The sequence below is a fragment of the Streptomyces sp. XY431 genome (genome assembly GCF_001279805.1).
In the GTDB taxonomy this organism is placed as follows: domain Bacteria; phylum Actinomycetota; class Actinomycetes; order Streptomycetales; family Streptomycetaceae; genus Kitasatospora; species Kitasatospora purpeofusca.
Map to the genome: position 1 here is coordinate 1 of NZ_LGDO01000524.1, position 16,072 is coordinate 16,072.

At 72.7% G+C, this 16,072-nt stretch carries 22 protein-coding genes; 11 read left to right on the forward strand and 11 right to left on the reverse strand.

The genetic code is table 11. From position 1 onward, the window contains the following. The first annotated feature begins 146 nt into the window (after window positions 1–146). Both ADK60_RS40115 and ADK60_RS40120 read left to right on the forward strand, forming a co-directional pair. Window positions 147–935 carry a hypothetical protein gene (locus ADK60_RS40115; RefSeq protein WP_053651922.1) on the forward strand — a complete coding sequence of 263 codons (789 nt, stop codon included), beginning with the start codon at window positions 147–149 and terminating at the stop codon, window positions 933–935. After that, complete coding sequence (locus ADK60_RS40120) at window positions 932–1,114, forward strand: hypothetical protein (RefSeq protein WP_053651924.1); 183 nt, start codon at window positions 932–934, stop codon at window positions 1,112–1,114. The genes ADK60_RS40115 and ADK60_RS40120 overlap by 4 nt, the downstream gene beginning before the upstream one ends. Window positions 1,115–1,418: 304 nt before the next feature. Here the strand turns inward: ADK60_RS40120 and ADK60_RS45495 are convergent, their stop codons facing one another. The 9 genes from ADK60_RS45495 to ADK60_RS45505 all read right to left on the reverse strand — a co-directional run bounded on the left by ADK60_RS45495 (window position 1,419) and on the right by ADK60_RS45505 (window position 5,626). After that, window positions 1,419–1,616 carry a hypothetical protein gene (locus tag ADK60_RS45495; protein WP_159400774.1) on the reverse strand — a complete coding sequence of 66 codons (198 nt, stop codon included), beginning with the start codon at window positions 1,614–1,616 and terminating at the stop codon, window positions 1,419–1,421. Between the two features lie 107 nt (window positions 1,617–1,723). Beyond that, window positions 1,724–2,443 carry a nuclease-related domain-containing protein gene (locus ADK60_RS40125; RefSeq protein WP_234371486.1) on the reverse strand — a complete coding sequence of 240 codons (720 nt, stop codon included), beginning with the start codon at window positions 2,441–2,443 and terminating at the stop codon, window positions 1,724–1,726. Between the two features lie 62 nt (window positions 2,444–2,505). After that, a complete protein-coding gene (locus tag ADK60_RS45500; RefSeq protein WP_159400775.1) occupies window positions 2,506–2,673 on the reverse strand; it encodes a hypothetical protein in 168 nt (55 codons plus the stop codon). After that, window positions 2,673–3,293 carry a hypothetical protein gene (locus ADK60_RS44300; RefSeq protein ID WP_053651928.1) on the reverse strand — a complete coding sequence of 207 codons (621 nt, stop codon included), beginning with the start codon at window positions 3,291–3,293 and terminating at the stop codon, window positions 2,673–2,675. Before ADK60_RS44300 ends, ADK60_RS45500 begins: the two co-directional genes overlap by 1 nt. Then, window positions 3,290–3,757: a hypothetical protein gene (locus tag ADK60_RS44305; protein WP_159400776.1), complete on the reverse strand. Its 468-nt coding sequence runs from the start codon at window positions 3,755–3,757 to the stop codon at window positions 3,290–3,292. Before ADK60_RS44305 ends, ADK60_RS44300 begins: the two co-directional genes overlap by 4 nt. Next, entirely contained in the window at window positions 3,754–3,948 is a 195-nt protein-coding gene (locus tag ADK60_RS44310) for a hypothetical protein (RefSeq protein WP_053651932.1), read from the reverse strand. The genes ADK60_RS44305 and ADK60_RS44310 overlap by 4 nt, the downstream gene beginning before the upstream one ends. After that, on the reverse strand, window positions 3,948–4,607 hold the full coding sequence (locus tag ADK60_RS40145; RefSeq protein WP_159400777.1) for a 3'-5' exonuclease: 660 nt from the start codon (window positions 4,605–4,607) through the stop codon (window positions 3,948–3,950). The genes ADK60_RS44310 and ADK60_RS40145 overlap by 1 nt, the downstream gene beginning before the upstream one ends. Before the next feature lie 236 nt (window positions 4,608–4,843). Beyond that, window positions 4,844–5,380 (reverse strand): hypothetical protein, encoded by a 537-nt coding sequence (locus ADK60_RS40150; protein ID WP_053651936.1) that lies wholly within the window; start codon window positions 5,378–5,380, stop codon window positions 4,844–4,846. Between the two features lie 57 nt (window positions 5,381–5,437). Beyond that, window positions 5,438–5,626 (reverse strand): hypothetical protein, encoded by a 189-nt coding sequence (locus ADK60_RS45505; RefSeq protein ID WP_159400778.1) that lies wholly within the window; start codon window positions 5,624–5,626, stop codon window positions 5,438–5,440. A 555-nt stretch (window positions 5,627–6,181) separates the two neighbouring features. On the opposite strand from ADK60_RS45505, the gene ADK60_RS40155 reads away from it, so the two are divergent. The 3 genes from ADK60_RS40155 to ADK60_RS40165 all read left to right on the forward strand — a co-directional run bounded on the left by ADK60_RS40155 (window position 6,182) and on the right by ADK60_RS40165 (window position 10,567). Next, window positions 6,182–7,345, forward strand: coding sequence for a coiled-coil domain-containing protein (locus tag ADK60_RS40155; RefSeq protein WP_053651939.1), 1,164 nt, complete (start codon window positions 6,182–6,184; stop codon window positions 7,343–7,345). Between the two features lie 89 nt (window positions 7,346–7,434). Then, complete coding sequence (locus ADK60_RS46015; protein WP_063783418.1) at window positions 7,435–7,944, forward strand: Pycsar system effector family protein; 510 nt, start codon at window positions 7,435–7,437, stop codon at window positions 7,942–7,944. Between the two features lie 1,423 nt (window positions 7,945–9,367). After that, on the forward strand, window positions 9,368–10,567 hold the full coding sequence (locus ADK60_RS40165) for a hypothetical protein (protein ID WP_159400779.1): 1,200 nt from the start codon (window positions 9,368–9,370) through the stop codon (window positions 10,565–10,567). A 75-nt stretch (window positions 10,568–10,642) separates the two neighbouring features. Here the strand turns inward: ADK60_RS40165 and ADK60_RS40170 are convergent, their stop codons facing one another. After that, entirely contained in the window at window positions 10,643–11,161 is a 519-nt protein-coding gene (locus ADK60_RS40170; protein ID WP_053651946.1) for a hypothetical protein, read from the reverse strand. 316 nt (window positions 11,162–11,477) lie between these two features. Between ADK60_RS40170 and ADK60_RS40175 the strand changes: the two genes are divergently transcribed. Next, complete coding sequence (locus tag ADK60_RS40175) at window positions 11,478–12,017, forward strand: hypothetical protein (RefSeq protein WP_053651948.1); 540 nt, start codon at window positions 11,478–11,480, stop codon at window positions 12,015–12,017. Window positions 12,018–12,039: 22 nt separating this feature from the next. On the opposite strand, the gene ADK60_RS40180 is transcribed toward ADK60_RS40175, so the two are convergent. Then, window positions 12,040–12,696 (reverse strand): hypothetical protein, encoded by a 657-nt coding sequence (locus ADK60_RS40180; RefSeq protein ID WP_159400780.1) that lies wholly within the window; start codon window positions 12,694–12,696, stop codon window positions 12,040–12,042. Window positions 12,697–12,938: 242 nt separating this feature from the next. Here ADK60_RS40180 and ADK60_RS40185 point away from each other — a divergent pair, with 242 nt between their 5' ends. The 5 genes from ADK60_RS40185 (at window position 12,939) to ADK60_RS40205 (ending at window position 16,024) form a co-directional block, all read left to right on the forward strand. Further along, window positions 12,939–13,508 (forward strand): hypothetical protein, encoded by a 570-nt coding sequence (locus tag ADK60_RS40185; RefSeq protein WP_053651952.1) that lies wholly within the window; start codon window positions 12,939–12,941, stop codon window positions 13,506–13,508. A gap of 32 nt (window positions 13,509–13,540) precedes the next feature. Continuing rightward, the gene (locus ADK60_RS40190; protein WP_053651953.1) at window positions 13,541–14,050 is read left to right on the forward strand and encodes a hypothetical protein; all 510 of its coding nucleotides are present in this window, start codon (window positions 13,541–13,543) and stop codon (window positions 14,048–14,050) included. Between the two features lie 19 nt (window positions 14,051–14,069). Next, window positions 14,070–14,876, forward strand: coding sequence for a hypothetical protein (locus ADK60_RS40195; RefSeq protein WP_053651956.1), 807 nt, complete (start codon window positions 14,070–14,072; stop codon window positions 14,874–14,876). Beyond that, the gene (locus ADK60_RS40200) at window positions 14,873–15,400 is read left to right on the forward strand and encodes an HNH endonuclease (RefSeq protein WP_107094844.1); all 528 of its coding nucleotides are present in this window, start codon (window positions 14,873–14,875) and stop codon (window positions 15,398–15,400) included. Before ADK60_RS40195 ends, ADK60_RS40200 begins: the two co-directional genes overlap by 4 nt. Window positions 15,401–15,493: 93 nt before the next feature. Beyond that, window positions 15,494–16,024, forward strand: coding sequence for a RapZ C-terminal domain-containing protein (locus ADK60_RS40205; RefSeq protein ID WP_063783419.1), 531 nt, complete (start codon window positions 15,494–15,496; stop codon window positions 16,022–16,024). Window positions 16,025–16,072: the final 48 nt, after the last annotated feature.

Sequence of the window (16,072 nt, forward strand, 5' to 3'; positions counted from 1 at the left end):
CAGGCGTTCGCCGACAAGCTGGAGCGCGCCGCCGTCGCCGCCGAGCTCGCGGCCGCAGCCGCCGAGGAGGCCGCCGTCCAGGAGCGCCGGACCGCCGGGTGGTTCCGCCGCCTGCTGGCCGCGCTGTTCAGCATCGGCCGGCGCCCGTGACCGCCCCGGCCGGACAGCCCGGCAACGTCGACGTCGATCAGCAGGAGGACCGCCCCTACCTGCAGGGAACCGAGCACGGCCGCTTCCACGAGACCCCCCGGCTGGCGGAGGCCATCAACAAGGGCCGCGTGGTGTACGAGCTGCCGTACCGCGGCGAACTCCTCCAGGTCGTGCACCCCGCCACCGGCCCGTTCCCCGTGCGCCAGCGGTTCGCGGTGATCCGGGAGACCTGGTTCGGTGACCAGGCCAGCCAGTGGGTCCGCTTCCCCAACGAGGCGGCGGCCGTGGCGTGGTGCCGCACCACGGCCGACTACTGGCTGCGCGAGCACAGCGGGTGGAGGGATGACCAGCACTTCGGCGTGTGGCGGGGCAACGGGTGGCAGGTCGAGATCGACCGGGCCCGGCAGCGGTACACCGTCGCGGTGGGGCTGGCCCCCGGCACCGTGGTGGAGGTCTTCGACTCCCGGGCCGCCGGAGGCGAGGGCGAGCACCCCGCGACCGTCGAGGCCCGCGGATGGTTCAAGATCATGGAGCTGCTGCCGGTCGAGCCGACCGACTGGCCGGGCAGCATGGGCCATGCGTACAGCCGAGCGCTGACCGCAGTCAGCGAACTGGCTGCCGAGCGGCGACGTGAGGCTGCCGAGCGCGCCGCCGTCGACGCCGAGCGCACCCCCGCGCTGGTCGAGCCGGAGGCCGTCGAGGAGGTCGCCGTCCAGGAGCGCCGGACCGTCGGGTGGTTCCGCCGCCTGCTGGCCGCGCTGTTCAGCATCGGCCGGCGGCCGTGACCGCCCCGGCCGGACAGACCGGCGACGTCGACACCGGGCAGGACGACGAGGAGCACGCGGAGGCGTGGTTCTTCGACGGCCCGCTGCCGGAGGGCTGGTGGGCGTGCCCCCACCACGGGGAGGCCGGCGGCCCCTCCGACCGCTGTCCCGGGTGCGCCGAGTACTGGGGAGAGATCTGACCCAAGCACCACCGAAGAAGGGCCCGTCCACCGCGGACGGGCCCTTCCGTCGTTGTTGGCGTCTGTCGCCGCTTACCGCGCGCGGCCGCGCCGACCGCCCGTGCCGAGGGCGTCGGCGCCGTAGAAAAGCGCACTACTCGGCCGGGGCAGGCGTGGGGGTGAACCGCCGTGACGAGGAAAGCGAGGCGTGGCTGGTCGAGCGGCCGAGCCCGCCGTCCGGCGCGGGGCGCCGGTCGGCTCTGCCCTCTCCGTGCCGCGTGCACGGCAGCAGCAGGCAGGGGGGTGACCCTGCTGGGGTCGAGGTTCAGGGCGTTGACGAGGAGTTCGCGCCGGGTCCGAGGCTGAGCTGGCGGCGCCGGGGAGCGGGAGCTGGCGGGGCGGCCGGGCTGGCAGTCGGCTGGTTGCCGATGACGCCGACCGCGCGGAAGTAGAGCAGCTGCTCGGCGACGGGGCCGTGCCGGTCGTAGGACGCCGGAGACGTCGAGGCGGAGGAGTTGGTCACGGCCTGCTCAACGAGCCGGCCGACGTCGAGGGGTGCCCGGTCACCTGGACGAGTCTGGTCACGGCAAAGGCCCCCGGCAGGTGCCAGGGGCCCGTGCTGAGAGGGCGTCAGCCGCTGTGCGGGGGCAGCCTCCGCTCCGCCAGGTCGACCAGCTGCTGCACCCGCGCCGGGTCGTACCCGGGCTGCGGGGCGAGGTTCCGCAGCAGCCGTCGGACCCGTTGGGCGGGGATCACCGTGACGCCCTCCAGCATCACCACCCCGCCCGGCACGGTCGCGCCGTGCACCGCCACCACGGTGGAGGCCGGCACCCCGAGCGCCCGGGACACCTCCTCCGCCTCCCAGGCCGCCGTCCGCAGCGTCCGGGTCTGGTCGTACCGGCCGTACCAGAGCTGACCGCCCTGCACCCTGAGCTGGGACGCCTTGCTCTGCCAGTTCTTCGAATCGACCACCACGACCCCGGCCGGGCCGATCAGCAAATGATCAACATTCGCCCGGGAGCCCGGCACCGACCGGTCGTGCAGGGCACGCCAGCCGTCCCGGGCGAGCGGCCCGAGGAGCTGGGCCGTGCGCCGTTCACCCGCCGCCCCCTTACTCCAGGAGTCCGAAGCCCCGCGGTAGATCCGCCGGCCGACCACCGCGAGCGCGGCCGCGATCAGGACCAGCACCGCCCACCACGGCACCCCTAACAGCCAGCCGACCGCCACCGCGGCCGCCCCCGCCGCAGGCAGCTGCCACTTCGCCCGCGCGTGCTGGGCGGCCCGCTCGACCGCCCGCTGCCGGGCCCCCATCCGCTCCGCCGACGCGCCGGCCCCTCCGTTGTCCCTCACCACCGTGCCGTCCCCTCCCCATCGTTGGTGCCCGGCGGGACGCTGCCCGCCGGGCGGTCGTCCTACTCCCAGCCGTCCGGGCCGTAGGTCAGCTGCCGGTCGTAGGCGGTGCACTCGCACGGGCAGTGGTGGGAGCGCATGCAGTCGCAGTAGTCCAGGCAGATGTGCGTCCCGCAGCGCTCGCAGTCGTAGCGCCCGCAGTCGTCGCAGCGGTGCCGGTAGTCGTCCATCAGAGGCCGTTCCGCCGGGCCGGGACCGCCAGGCCGTCCTCAGCCCGCAGCATCAGCCAGACGATCCGGCCGATCTCGTGCAGCCCGTGGTGGAGCTCCAGGCGGTCCCGGCCGGAGAGCCGCAGCGTTCGGGGCTCCTCCCCCGGCTCCTCCAGCTGGATGGTCTGATAGGCGTCGTCCGTGGTCAGCCGGACCGTGATCCGGCGGCCCTTCGCCATCACCAGCTCGGCGGTGATGGCGCCGACGACCGTCAGCCCCTCCTCCAGGCAGCCGTCGATCATCCCCCGGTGCCGGGCCTCCCGCTCCTCCTTGGAGACGTTCTCCACCAGGTGCTCGCGCACGTAGTTGGTCGTCCGGTGCAGGTGGTCCAGCGCGTGCTCCGCGTCGGCCAGGCGGTCGATGTCCTGCGCGTCCTCGGCGGGCGTGAGCAGCGCGTTGAACGCGGCGAGCGCGATCGACAGGTGGGCTCCGGCGTCGGCCAGCGGCGGCGCGTCCTTCATCCGGCCGGCGGGCGAGAGCACGTCAGCCGCGTGCCGGGACAGCTGCCGCAGCGCGGCCGGGTCGAGCGGCGCGGCCGGGGACAGCTTCCCCGGCACGGCGTTGGTCTGGTAGGTCGTCATCCCATCACTCCGGAGACCGCCGCCACCACGAAGTCCAGCGCGGTGTTCGCCGCCTCCCGGCGCTCGGTGGCGCTCATGCCCTCGCACGCGGTGAACATCGAGTCGTTGCCGCCGTCCAGGCCGAGCCGGGCCAGGCGCCGGAACTCGGGGGCGGCCGGTCCCGGGATACCGTCGTCCGTCATCGTCCGGGGCAGGCCGCCCATCGCACCGTGCACCGAGATGCACGCCAGCTCGACCAGCCGCGCGGTGGTCACCGGGTCCTCCACCAACAGCGTGGTGAGGACGTCCTGGCACGACAGGCACCGGTCCATCGCCGCCCCCAGCAGCTGGCCGAGCAGCTGGTGGTCCACCGGCCGCCCGTCCGGGTCGCGGTAGTCGTCCGGGATCTCGAACCCCTCGTGCCCGTGCTCCTGCGGCTCGGGCCGCTCCCGCCGTGGCTTGCCCGGCTTCTGCCGTCCCATCACGCCACCTCTTCCTTGTCGTTGGATTCGTTCGGTTGCACGTCGAGGACAACGCGAAGGCCCCCGCCACGGTGCGTGAGCCGGGTCGGCTCGGACACCCGCAGCGTCGGCGCGTTCTGCAGCACCGGCAGCAGGAGCTCCAGGACCCGCTCGCCGAGCCGGGGATCATCGGTCATCAGGCGAAGCTGTGCCATCAGCGGGCCGCCTCCTCCGCGCTGGTCAGCGCGTCGCCCAGGGGCTGGGCGGGCAGCACGGCGGCCGGGCGCCCGGCCACGGCGGCGAGCCGGTCGAGGACCGCGAGGCAGTCAGCCGACCCCCGGTGCGGGCCGCCCAGCTTCTGCCAGCGGTAGCCGCCGTGACGCGAGGGCTCCCCGCACCAGTTGCTGAACGGGAGCATCACGTCCTCCCAGCTCATGGTGGACAGCCATGCCTCCGCACTGGCCTGCGGGTCCGCGTGCCCCTGCCGCAGGTAGTAGCCGGCCAGCTCACGCCGCAGCACCAGCCGGTCGAACTCCTTGACGTTCCAGCCCACCACCCGGCGCCCGAACAGCTCCACCCTGCCGACCCCGCGCACTTCCCGGCGGGTGAGGGCGTGGGTCAGGTCACCCACCAGGGCGTCGAAGCCGGGGCGGCCGGCCAGCATCGCGTCCGTGATCCCGTTGTGGCGGGTCGCCTCCTCCGGCATGGGGACGCCCGGGTTCACCAGGCTGTCGAGGAGCACCCGGCGGTCCGTGGTGACCACCCCGATCTCCACGATCCGCGCGTCGTCCCCGAGCCCGGTGGTCTCCAGGTCGAGCACCACCACCTCCGGGTCGTCCAGCAGGGCGGCCGCCCAGGCAGCGAGCCCAGCCACCTCCTGACCCCGTTCCATTTCGGTCGGACTTTCGATTTCGGTCACGGCGGGTTCTCCTTTCCCAAGCCGATTGGAGCGTATCAAGAAATAGCGCGACACGGGCCAAGATGCAAGTATTGCGACGAATCGAAACGGTGCGCGGAAATTGGGATTCCGAGCCGGAACCAACAACCGAGGTCGGTTGTTTATGACCAAGATCGGCGGCCCGCGCAGGGCAATCAACCGAGGTCGGTAGATCACTCGGCCGCCTCCTCCGGCTCGGGCCGGGCGTAGCGGTCGAGTGCCTGGCGGATGATCCGGCCGGGGGAGTGGATGAGGTCGGCCAGGCGCTCGCGCTCGGCCCGGCCCAAGCTCGGGCTGTAGAGGGCGAGGGGGCGCGCGCTGACCCGCCAGGATGCGGTCCGCAGCGCTGTGACCAGGTCGGATGGGAGGAGGTAGTTCCGCTCCACCAGCGGCATATCCGGGGCCGGCCCCGGCCAGCGGCCGCCCAGCTTCGCCTCCCCTTCCTCCTCCGGGGTCAGCGGTGCCCAGGGGCCGGCCAGGTCCGGCTCGGCCAGGCGCTGGCGCACCGCCCCGGCCACGACGGCATCGAGCGGAGGCCAGGTGTCGGGCCGGATCAGCGCGAGCTGCAGCCGGGCCTCCCGATGGGTCAGCCCCTCTTTTCTCAGCTCTTTCAGGTATTCGTCCTGCTCCAATTTCTGGCGCTTTTTCCGCAGGTTGAATTGGCTTGCCTGCTGCGGGGTGATGCTCACGGTGATCTGTACCGAGGTCATGTTTTCCGATCTACCGAGGTCGGTTGTTGGGCCCGGCGTGCGCCGCCGGGTGTTCGTTCAGCTGGCGGAGTCGGGCCGAAGTCCGAGCGGTCGGCGGCCGGTGGTCGGGCGCGCCGGGGCCGCAGGCGGGGGCACCAGGCCCTCCCAGGGGTCCGGCCGGGGCGCGCTGCCAGTGACCGGGGCGAGCGGGGCCGGGCGCTGGTCGGCCAGCCACAGCGGCCGGCGGGGAGTCTGAGGGTTCGTCACCTGCCCAGTCTGCCGCACCCCAGGGCCCGTGCCGTGCCCGAAGGAGCTGCCCAGGGTGCGGGCCAGGGACTTTGTCTCCGACGGGCCAACCCTGCGGAGGGGGTGGCCTCAAGATCCGTGCCGGGCGGTTCTCGCCGTTGGTGGTGGGGTGGGTGCGGGGGAGCCGGCGCGGCCCCCTCGCCGGACGCCCTCCGCACCCTGGCACAGCCCGGCGGGAGCACCGGGGCAAACCCGTCCGGGACTTTCCGCCGGCCGCCGCCCAGGGGGCGACGACCACCGGAAACTCCCTCCCGGGCCGGGCGCCGGGCGCCCGGACCCCGGAGCCCCCACCAGGCCGCGCCCCCACCGTGAGGCCGCCCAACGAGGGAACCACCCCAGCTCGGACAGAGGTCTGGCGAGCCGCCGGCCGAGCGGGGCCCGGTCAGCGGGGGGTCATCCATTGCGTTTCATATCCTTGCCTTTCATTGCGCCATGCATTGCATGGCTATGAAAGGGTATGCTATGCTTGGGTTAGTCGGGGCGGGCCGTCCGCCCCGGAACTGAGAGGTCGAGCCCATGAGCGAGCAGCCCGCAGAGGCCCCCGGCGCCACCGCCGGGACGGCCGTGTGCGCGTTCCCGGGGTGCACCAGGCCGCCGATCCCGTCGGAGGGCGGGGGGCAGCCCAACAAGTACTGCGACAACCCGAAGCACACCCCGCTGACCGCCTACCGGGAGAAGAAGAAGCGCGAGCGCGCCGGCGGCGGTGGCGCCGAGACGTCCGACCGCCCGGTGAAGGAGGCGGTCCAGAGCGCCGGCGTGCTGCGGACCGAGGTGCTGGGCGCCGTCCGCCAGCTGCTGACCGTGCTGCCGGAGGTGGCGGAGCGGCTGGAGACCATGGCCGACCCGGAGGCCGCGGCCGCCGAGATCCAGACCGAGAAGGAGAGCGCGGCCGCCGACGTCGCGGAGCTGCGGAAGGATCTCGCGCTGGAGCACCGGCAGCGGCTGGCCGCCGTCGCCGAGCTCAACGTGGCGAGGACCGAGAAGAAGCAGGCCGAGGACGCCGCCGACCAGGCCGACGCCGAACTGCAGGAGGCCCGCACGCAGTTCGCGGCCGAGGTCGAGCGGCTGGAGGGGGAGAAGGCCGCCGCCATCACGGCCGCCCAGGAGGCCGCCGAGGAGCGCGTGCGCGAGCACCAGGCCGCCGCCGAGCTGCAGGTGCGCGAGGCCCAGGAGGCCGCCGCCGGGAAGGTGGCCGAGGCCGAGGCGAAGCTGGCGACGTTCGAGGCCGAGCTGGCGACGTTCAAGGAAGCCACCGCCCAGGAGCGCGCGGCCGAGCAGGCCAAGCTCCAGGAGGAGCTGCACAAGGCCGAGGAGAAGGTGGCCAACGCCGAGGCGGACAAGACCACCGCCGAGGGCGAGCGCGACCAGGCGAAGGCGGATGCTCAGGTCATCGAGCAGCAGGCCGAGCGTCGGGTGGCCAGGGCCGAGGGCGACGTGGCTGCCAAGAAGGAGCTGATCTCCGAGCTCAAGGAGTCGGCGAAGACGGCGAGGGAGGACCACCGCCAGGCCGTCAAGGACTTGGAGGCCAACCTTTCGGAGCTGCGGGCCCGCGTCGAGGGGCTGCTGGGGGAGAAGCGCGACGTCGAGCAGGAGGCCGAGCGCACCGGGACGGCCGCGGCCGCCCGGATTGCCGAGCTGGAGCGCGAGCTGGCCGCCGCCACCGGCAAGGCCGGCCGCTGACCGGGGGTCGGCCCGCCTGGTGTTGAGCGGACGGGCCGACCCACCAGCACGAAGAGCGCACGTCAACGGACCAATGGGAGGGGAACACCATGACCACCGAGACCCAGCAGACTGCAGGACCGGGGCCGAGCAGCGAGCCGGAGCCCGTGGTGAGCGAGGCCCAGTGGACGGCCGCCCGCACCGATGTGACGACCGAGATTGCCCGCACCGACGCTAAGGCCGGCGCCCTGCTGTCCGGTCTCAGCCTTCCTCTGGCCGTGCTGATCGCGGCGGTGCAGGGCCGGGAGCTGTCCGTCCCGGTGACCGTGCTGGTCGCGCTCGGCGGGGGCGGGCTGGTCGTCGCGCTGGTGATGGTGCTGCTGGTCGTCCGGCCGACGCTGTACAGCCGCAACACCACGGTGCCCGGATCGTTCCTGCACTGGGCCGAGTGCTCGCCCGCGGAACTGGCCGCCGACCTGACGGCCGATCGCCGGGCGGAGCGGATCGTGACGCTCTCGCGGATCGCCCGCCGGAAGCACACCGCGCTCCGGCAGGCCATCCACGTCATGATCGGCGCTCTGGCCCTGCTCGCGGGTGCCCTGCTCGCCGGTCTCGTCTAGGGACTGAGCCCCAATCGCCTACGGCGAACACATACCCCAGAAGTCTTGAACTTCAAGACTTCTGGGGTATGATCGTTTCTAGGTGATCACCAGCGGGCCGACCGGCTCGCTGAGCCCCTGACCAGGGGACAAACCGGGATCATCTGTACGACTTTCGGTGCGTCGCGTGTTGAGCCCGACACGAAACGCCATCGGTGTGAAAAACTCCGAGATGGTTTGACGACCAAGATCACGGAGACCTATCGACAGCACGCGAAAAGAGCCTCAGACCGCCCCGGGTTCCAGCCGGGTGATCGAGGCTCAGACGCTTACTTATCCGCTTGTACCGCTCTAGACCCGCCTTAAGGCGACCAACCGGAGACCGGGTCGAAGAGCTAGCCGGGTGCGCCCTTCGGCGTACCCACTACTGGGAGACGACTATAGCCGTCCGCCGCCCGGTCTGCCCACCATGCCCGCGTGCCGACACGCCGGTTATCGGCCAGATCAGCAGCCTTGCCGCCCGCCGCTTCTCGGCCGCCGGCCTCACCCACCCGTCACGGGGTCCGCCCGTCCTGCCTGCCCACGTCGCAGCGGGACGCGCTCCACCGTGGCGGGTGGAGGTCGTGACATGCCCAGGGGAGACCAGTCCCCGGAAACTGGCCCGTGGCCCCTGCTCTGACGACGGCGGGGGAGTCCGGATCGAGTCCGCGGTAGAGAACGGCCCGCGTCAACAAGGTCCGACCCCGGTAGCCCCCGGGCGGTAGAGAAGGCACGGCGGAGGCAGCTCACCCCAACCCCCTGAGTGGAGGGAGAGCGCCGCTGGAGCAACCAGGCAAATGGAGCTGACAGCCAGTTCGGCCTTGCCTCCGGGGTGACCCGGGGGCGTACAAGGTGGACCCCAGCCGAAGCCCGCGCGGAGCGGGCGGAGACGCGACCTCCCGAGCTGTCAGCACATCCCGGTCCCAGGGCACGCGAGTAATCCCCGTAGCCCGGTCTTGATGCGAAGACGGTGACGGGCGTACCGGAGACGGCACGACCTCAACAACCAACGCGAGACCCCCTCTGACGAGCAGGCAGAACCCCTTGGGGATCTCTGTCTTGTTCGTCAGGGGGGGTCCCAGCTCCCCCGGACTCAGGGCACCCGGAGGCCGGTAAGGCAACTGCCAACAGCAACTGAGTCCGGGGGAGCTGGTCCTAAAAAGAACAGCCCGAAGGCCCTTATCCGCCGCTGTGGGGCCCGATCCGGCCCGCCCCCGACAAGGTGGGCCGGTCCGCTCTCAGGCAGCCGGATCGGGCCCCACAGCTCATCACAGACCCCCGCGAAGCGGGGGACGATCAAGCCCGAACGGGGGTTCGGATTCACTTGTCTCAGCTTCGCTACACCCCTCCACCGAGCAGGGAAAACACGGGCGTTGGTGTACGTACCCCGGTCTACGGTGAGGGCATGACGATCAGCGGGGAGTCCAGGGGTCGGGTGCTGCTGCTGGCTTCCGCGCCGAAGTCGAGCCGCCGCCGGCTGCTGGACCCCGAGCACGGGGTGAGTGCGGTCGCGGCGGTCGGTCCCGACCGGCTGCTGCAGGGCTGGCCCGGTCCGGTCGACGTCGTGCAGCTGGTTGACCCGGCCGATCCGCAGGCCGTGCTCGCCCGCCTCCAGGAGGCCGCGGCCGCCACCGGGCCCGTGCTGGTCTACGTCTGCGGGCAGCTGATCCGGGACCACCGGCAGCACCAGGTACACCTCGCCCTCGCCCGCACCACGGAGAGCACCGCGAGGTACACCGCCCTGCCGTGGCCGTGGCTGGCCCGGGTGCTGAGCAACCGTCCGGCCGGCACCACCACCGTGGTGGTCGACGCCGTGGCCGACCGCAGCTGCGGACCGCTGGTCGAGGCCGACCTGCAGGTGCCCGGCGCCGTCGTGCTCGGGACCGTCGGCCCCCCGGTCCGGCGTGGGCCGCTCCAGGCCCCGGCGTACACCGTGCAGCTGGCCATGCTGCTGCGGGGCGGGCCCGTCGGACAGCACGTCGCCGACCTGCACCCGGTCGCGGTCGCCCAGGCCGGACTCGACTCCCGCTCGCTCGTGCTCGGCTCTCCCGTCCGGGTCGGCCCGCCGCTGCAGTACCGGCCCGCTCCGCCGAGGCCGACCGCGCTACCGCCGGCGCTTCCAGCGATCCCGGCACCGGGCCCGCCCCCGCCGGTCGAGGCCCGTGCCGCCGACGCCCGACCTGCCATCGCCGCCGCGCTCCAGGCCCGCGAGTTCGCGGCCGCCGCCGAGCTGGCCGCGGAGTGGGAGCGCACCGTGCTCCGGACCGGTCGAGGCCACCTCTCCCCACAGCTGGCCGACGTGATCGAGGCTCAGGCCACCATCGCCACCGCCGCCGGTCAGCAGTCGACCGCCGTCGAGCGCTGGACCTCCACAGCCGAGCACCGGCTGCGGTGGACCCAGGCGAGCGACCCGGCAGTGCAGCAGGCCGCGCGCAACGCGCTCGCGTGCTGGGGCGCGCTGCAGGTCGGGCCGGAGCGGGCCGTGCTCGGCCGTCGCCTCGCGCAGGTTCTGCGGGCCGCCGGCCGCGAGTCCAGCGCCGAACTGGTCGAGCGGACCGCCGGGGAGCCCGCGGCCGCCGCCGCTCGCCGTCCCGCCGGATGGTGAACCGCCTCATTTCCGGGCCCGAATGTAGAACCGCCCCCCTGTCCTCGCTGGTCAGGGGGGCGGTTGCGTGAGGCGTCAGGCTGCGGCGGCCGCCGTCCGTCGTTCGTCCAGCACCGCCAGGTAGGCGTCTGCCCCGCCGTGGTGTACGCAGCCGGCCACCGCGGTGCACAGCCCCACCACGATGAACCAGCCGATCGAGCGCAGGCCGCGGGTGTCGAGCATCCCGGGGAGGTCGCCCCGGCAGAAGGCGATCAGGCAGAGCATCACCTGCGGGTCCAGCTCCACCCCCTCCAGCAGCCGGTAGAGCTGGCCACTCAGCGCGGCGGACGGGATCGTGCCGGGGACGTCCTCCACCCGCACGCCCAGGTCGTCCAGCAGCTGCTCGAACATCTCCCCCAATGCGGCCTGCCCGAGGTCGTGCAGGCCGAGCCCGCCCATCGGGTCCCCGAGCATCCGGAAGGCCCGGTCGAACTCCCGGAGCAGGTCGGCCGCGCCGTCCCAGTCTCCTCCGGTGTAGGCCCGCACCAGGTCGATCATCAGCACGGTCGCGCGGGTTTCCCGCAGGTCCGGGGGCGGGGGCAGCGTGGTGTCCATGCCCGGGACAACGAGCTGGCCGGGCCGGGGGCAACGCCGAACCGCCCCTGCGGGCAAGGCACTTCACCCCGCGTCCCCCGGCGCGGACTGCGGAGGACGGGCGTATGCCCGGCTTCTGCAATAGCTTGCTGCACCCCCTCTGAGCTGCGGTGGGGAGAAAATCGGTGAGTTTCCGCAGTGGAAACTCACCGGCCCCTGCACCCGAACTCACCGGCCGTCCGCCGAAACTCACCGGCCCCGGTCGGCCGGCGCCTCTGGGATCTGTCAGTGCGTCGGCGTACGGTCGGGGCCCCGCACCGCCTACGAGGAGGAGCCCATGGCCTCACTGCCGATCGTGCCCTTGCCGGACGACTGCTTCGACGCGCCGCTGCCCGCCGTCGCCTACGCGAACGAGCCGGACGCGGTGGAGTTGGACCTGCTGATCGACCGCCTGCAGGTCGAGCTGGACGACTGGCGGGACGACCGCGAGGTCCGGCTGCTGCAGGCGGTGGTGCTCGACCTGCACGCCCTCCAGTACCCCGAGGACGAGCTGCTGCGGAACGAGGCCATCGCGGCGGGGTGGCTGCTGCGCGAGCTGGACGACTCGCTCGGCACCAGCACCGGCCAGCACCCGCCGTTCATCGAGGGCGAGCTGTGCGAGTTTGACGCCGCCGGGGGCAGCCGCGCGTACGTGCGCCAGGAGTACCTGCAGTACAGGGTCGAGCAGACCGCCCGGGCCGAGGCCGAGCTGGCGGCCGCCGAGGCGAAGACCGAGAAGCCGGCCGACGTCGAGCCGGTCCGCCGCCGGGACCGGTGGTGGGTGCGGGTGCTGGACCGCTTCTTCGTCGGCTACATGGGCTGCCAGCGGATCGAGTAGCCGCGCAGGCCAGCGGGCCCGCCTATCCCCCGGCGCTGTCGACGTCGCGGCGCCGGGGCAGCGGGAGCGGACCGACGAGCGTACTCAGGTCGGCACCGGCCGCCCACGCCTCCAGCTGCTGGCCGTCGAGCAACAGCACCCCGCCCTGCCGCGAGGCCCAGAGGACGTCCTGCCTCCCGTAGCGGCCGCGGGTGACCACCAGCCGCAGCACACCGCCGTACCCCTCAGTGCCAGCCCGCCGCAGTGGAGCGGGCGCGGGTGTCGCCTCCCCCGCGCTGTCGATCGTCCGCACGGTCACCTCCAGCACCCGGCCGTCCCCGTCACGGGCCATCAGCCGCGGAGTGCCCTGCCAAGGCTGAGACCTGACCCGCCAGCCGTCCCGCCGCAGAATCCGAGCAGTGACCCGGGCCAGCGCGTGCTCGCCGTCCAGGGCGCGGAGCTCGGCAGCGGTGTACAAGCCGGATCGGCGCCGAGCTATCACCGCCCGCCGCCGGCGGACCGCGACCACCAGGGCGACGACGAGCACCAGGACGACGACCAGGCCCACGAGCCCGGCCACCCGGTACACGACGAAGAGGATCAGCAGCGGCAGCGCGAAGGCGGCCCCGAACACCAGCATCCCGGGCAGGGCGTCCCTCAGCGCGGGCCCGGCCTTCCCCTGCTGCCGGAGGTAGCTCAAGGCGCGGGCCCGGACGGCCCTCCGCGAACCCTGAGCCGGGGTCCGCCGAAGCCAGCCGCCCACCATCGCGTACTCCTACCTGCCCAGTCGTCTACCTGACGCCCTGTTGATACATGCCCGCTGCCCCCGATCGCCAGCGGGCACCCGACGGGATGGCCGAAATCTGACGACAATTCAGTTTGTCGAAGATCCTTTGACAAAGTAGCTTGTCCAGTCACTGTGCGACAACTAGACTTGTCCGTATGGAGAGTCAACCGGCGAACAGCGCCGAGTACACCGAGCCGCCGGCCGAGGAACTGGACCGGCTGCAGCAGGCCCTTTGGGACGCCGTGTGGTCGGCGGCCGAGCGGATCGCCGTCGTGAAGCCCGGCGAGATCGAGGCCCCGGGCAACGACTGGCAGAGCATCCACATGAAGTGGCGCGGGCTGCGGGGCCCGAACCTCGCGGCTCTGCGCGTACTGCGCGAGGTCGCCGCTGCCGTCGACGTGATGGCGGGCGAGGCCGCCCACTGGGCCGGCCGGGACGGGGCGACGTACCCGCAGCTGGGGACGGCGTGGGGCGTTACCAGGCAGGCCGCCCGCAGTCGCTGGCCCAAGGCCGTCAAGGCACCCGCCGTCAAGGGCGAGCGGGTCGAGGTCGAGCTGTTCGGCGGCCGGGCCACCATCAGCTACCTGCCCGACGAGGGCGGTTGGTGGTGGATCGGGACCGGGGCCGACGACGTGTGCGACGAGGCGGAGCAGACCTACGACGGCCAGGCCGAGGCCGCAGGCGCCGCCGGGGCGTTCCTCGCCGCCCACCAGATCCAGCCCTGACCAGCGCACCCACCACCGCGAAGGAGCACCCGATGGACCAGCTCACCGAAGACGCGATCAAGGCGTTCGTCCGCCTGCACAAGACCACCGAGAGCTTGTACGCCGACCCCAACCAGGTCGGGATGGAGGAGGCGTTGAGCAACGCCGCCCGGGAGGCCAACGAGCTGATGCGGAAGGCCGGCCTGCTCGGGAAGCCGGACAGCGTGATCCTCGCCCTGGTCGCCGAGGTATTCCCCGGGTGGAAGCCGGACGTGCCGCAGGGGCCGACGCCGGGGAGCGTGCTCTCGCTGCTGATCCCCAGCGGGCCGCTCGACTTCCCCCCGGACGACCCCCGGCTGCAGGCCACCGGAGAGGCCGTCACCGACGCCACCCGCGCCCGAATCCTGCGGTCGGCGCTGATGCAGGCCGGGGTCGGGGAGTTGGGCAAGTGGGACCTGCAGGTGGTCGACAAGCTCGCCGGGACGTTCGACTGGTCCGTGATCGCCGCGGTGGTCAGCTGGATCGAGCGCGCCAAGAACTCCACCCCCACCGCCAACAACTGACCTATCAGGAGGAACAGGCATGACCAGGCACGACTTCACGGACATGGAACAGCTGATCGGCGCGCTGCAGCGGCTGGTGGACGACTTCCCGATGGGCAGCGACGAGGGCGGGAGCCTGACCGTGACCGTCAGCGGCGGGATCGGGCAGCAGACGTCGGTCGAGCTGCGGCAGGAGGAGTCCGCCGCCGTCGCCCAGGCGGTGGACCGGATGCGGTTCAACTTCGAGCAGGCCCACCCGGACCGCGCGGGCATCTGCGCGCACTGCCACGGCGGCGGCCGCGCCGACGAGAGCACCGACTGCACCAACTGCGGTGAGCGGATGCGCTGGTGGCAGAGCCCTGACCTGCCCGAGGACCAGGCCCAGCGGCTCGGCTGGTGGAGCTGCGACAGCTGCGGTCACCGCCTCGCCAACCGCTACGACCAGCAGCCTGCGGTGGAGCTGCTGCCCGGCCACGCCGACGGGGTGAACTGGCGGTGCGTGGTGTGCGAGACCACCAACCCCATCGACAGCCGCGTCTGCGGGTCGTGCGAGCGCGGCCGGCCCCAGCTGGTCGCCGGGCACCGGCAGTACAGCATCACCTGCCCGCACTGCGGATCGGTCGACGTCGAGGAGTTCGGGCAGCCCATCCCGACCACCCACGACGACTACGCGGACTGTGCCCGGTGCCGGACGTGCGGCCAGGAGTGGGGGCTGGACCCGGGGGCCGACGCCTCCTGCACCCAGTGCGGCGGGAGCGGGCGCCCCGGAAACGGCCCCCTGACGAAGAAGGACGAGACCGGGCAGCGGGTGCTGACCGAGCCGTGCGTCTGCACGGAAGAGGCGTGAGCCCCAGCAGGAGCCGGGCGGAGATCCCGTGGGCCGTGCTGATCGAGCACGGCCCCACCCGGGAGCGCTACGCGGAGCGGACGTTCCGGCGCGGGCCCACACAGTGCTGGTACTGGACAGGCGCGATCAGCAGCAGCGGGCACGGCAAGCTCCGCGCCGGCCGCAGCCCTGACTCCGAGGTGGTGAGCGCCCACGAGTACGGGTACGGCATCGAGTTCGGGCTGGAGGTGCTGATCTCCACCGTCGTGATCAGGCACAAGTGCGATTCCCCCAGCTGCCAGAACCCCGCCCACTGGCTGTCCGGGACGCGCCAGGACAACGTGCTCGACTACGTGAGCCGGTCGAGAATCGCCGGGCACGCGCTCGCCGACACCCGCGGCCCGGCCGGGCGGGCGAGGGCGATCCGGGACGCCATCAAGGCCGCGGCGCCGGAGGACGTCGAAGCCGCGATCCAGAAGGCGATCATGGCGGGCCAGCCGGGCGGCGCGTGGCAGGACGAGCTGTTCTCGGACGAGCTGTTGTAGCAGCCTGACGCACCGTTGGGCGGCACGGGAACCGAGCCCGTGCCGCCCCACGGCCCGGACAGTCTGGACCGACCGACAAGGGGAGGACCCACCATGCGAGTCGAGATCACCAGCTTCGGTTACCTGCACGGCTCGACGCCGGAAGCCGAGTTGACCCTGGACCTCCGTCGGCACTTCCGCGACCCGCACGTGAACCCGGCGCTTCGGTACATGACCGCGCGGGACCAGGAGGTGCGCGACGCCGTCCGCCGTACCCCGGGCATCCTGCAGGTGGTGGCCGCCGCCATCACCATGACGCAGTCGTACGCGATGGGCCCGGGCGCCGAGGACAACGTGTTCCGGATCGCGGTCGGATGCGCCGGCGGCCGCCACCGTGCAGCCGCTACGGCCGAGATGCTGGGGACCGCGTTGACCGCCGCGCAGTTCGAGGTCGTGCTGCAGCACCGCGACTTGGACAAGGCGGTGGTGGAGTCCGGCCGGGACGCCGACCGCACCCAGGCGTACGCCGAGGTGATCGAGCAGGCGCTGGACTCGCTGCTGGACGAGCTCGGCGACGAGGACGAGCTGGACACCACAGTGGCCGCCGAGAACGCCGCCGGCGCACTGGTCGCCGCCGGGTACTGACCCCGCCCCACTTGTAACAGTGCCGCCCGAGCCGGGCGCGGGGGTGTG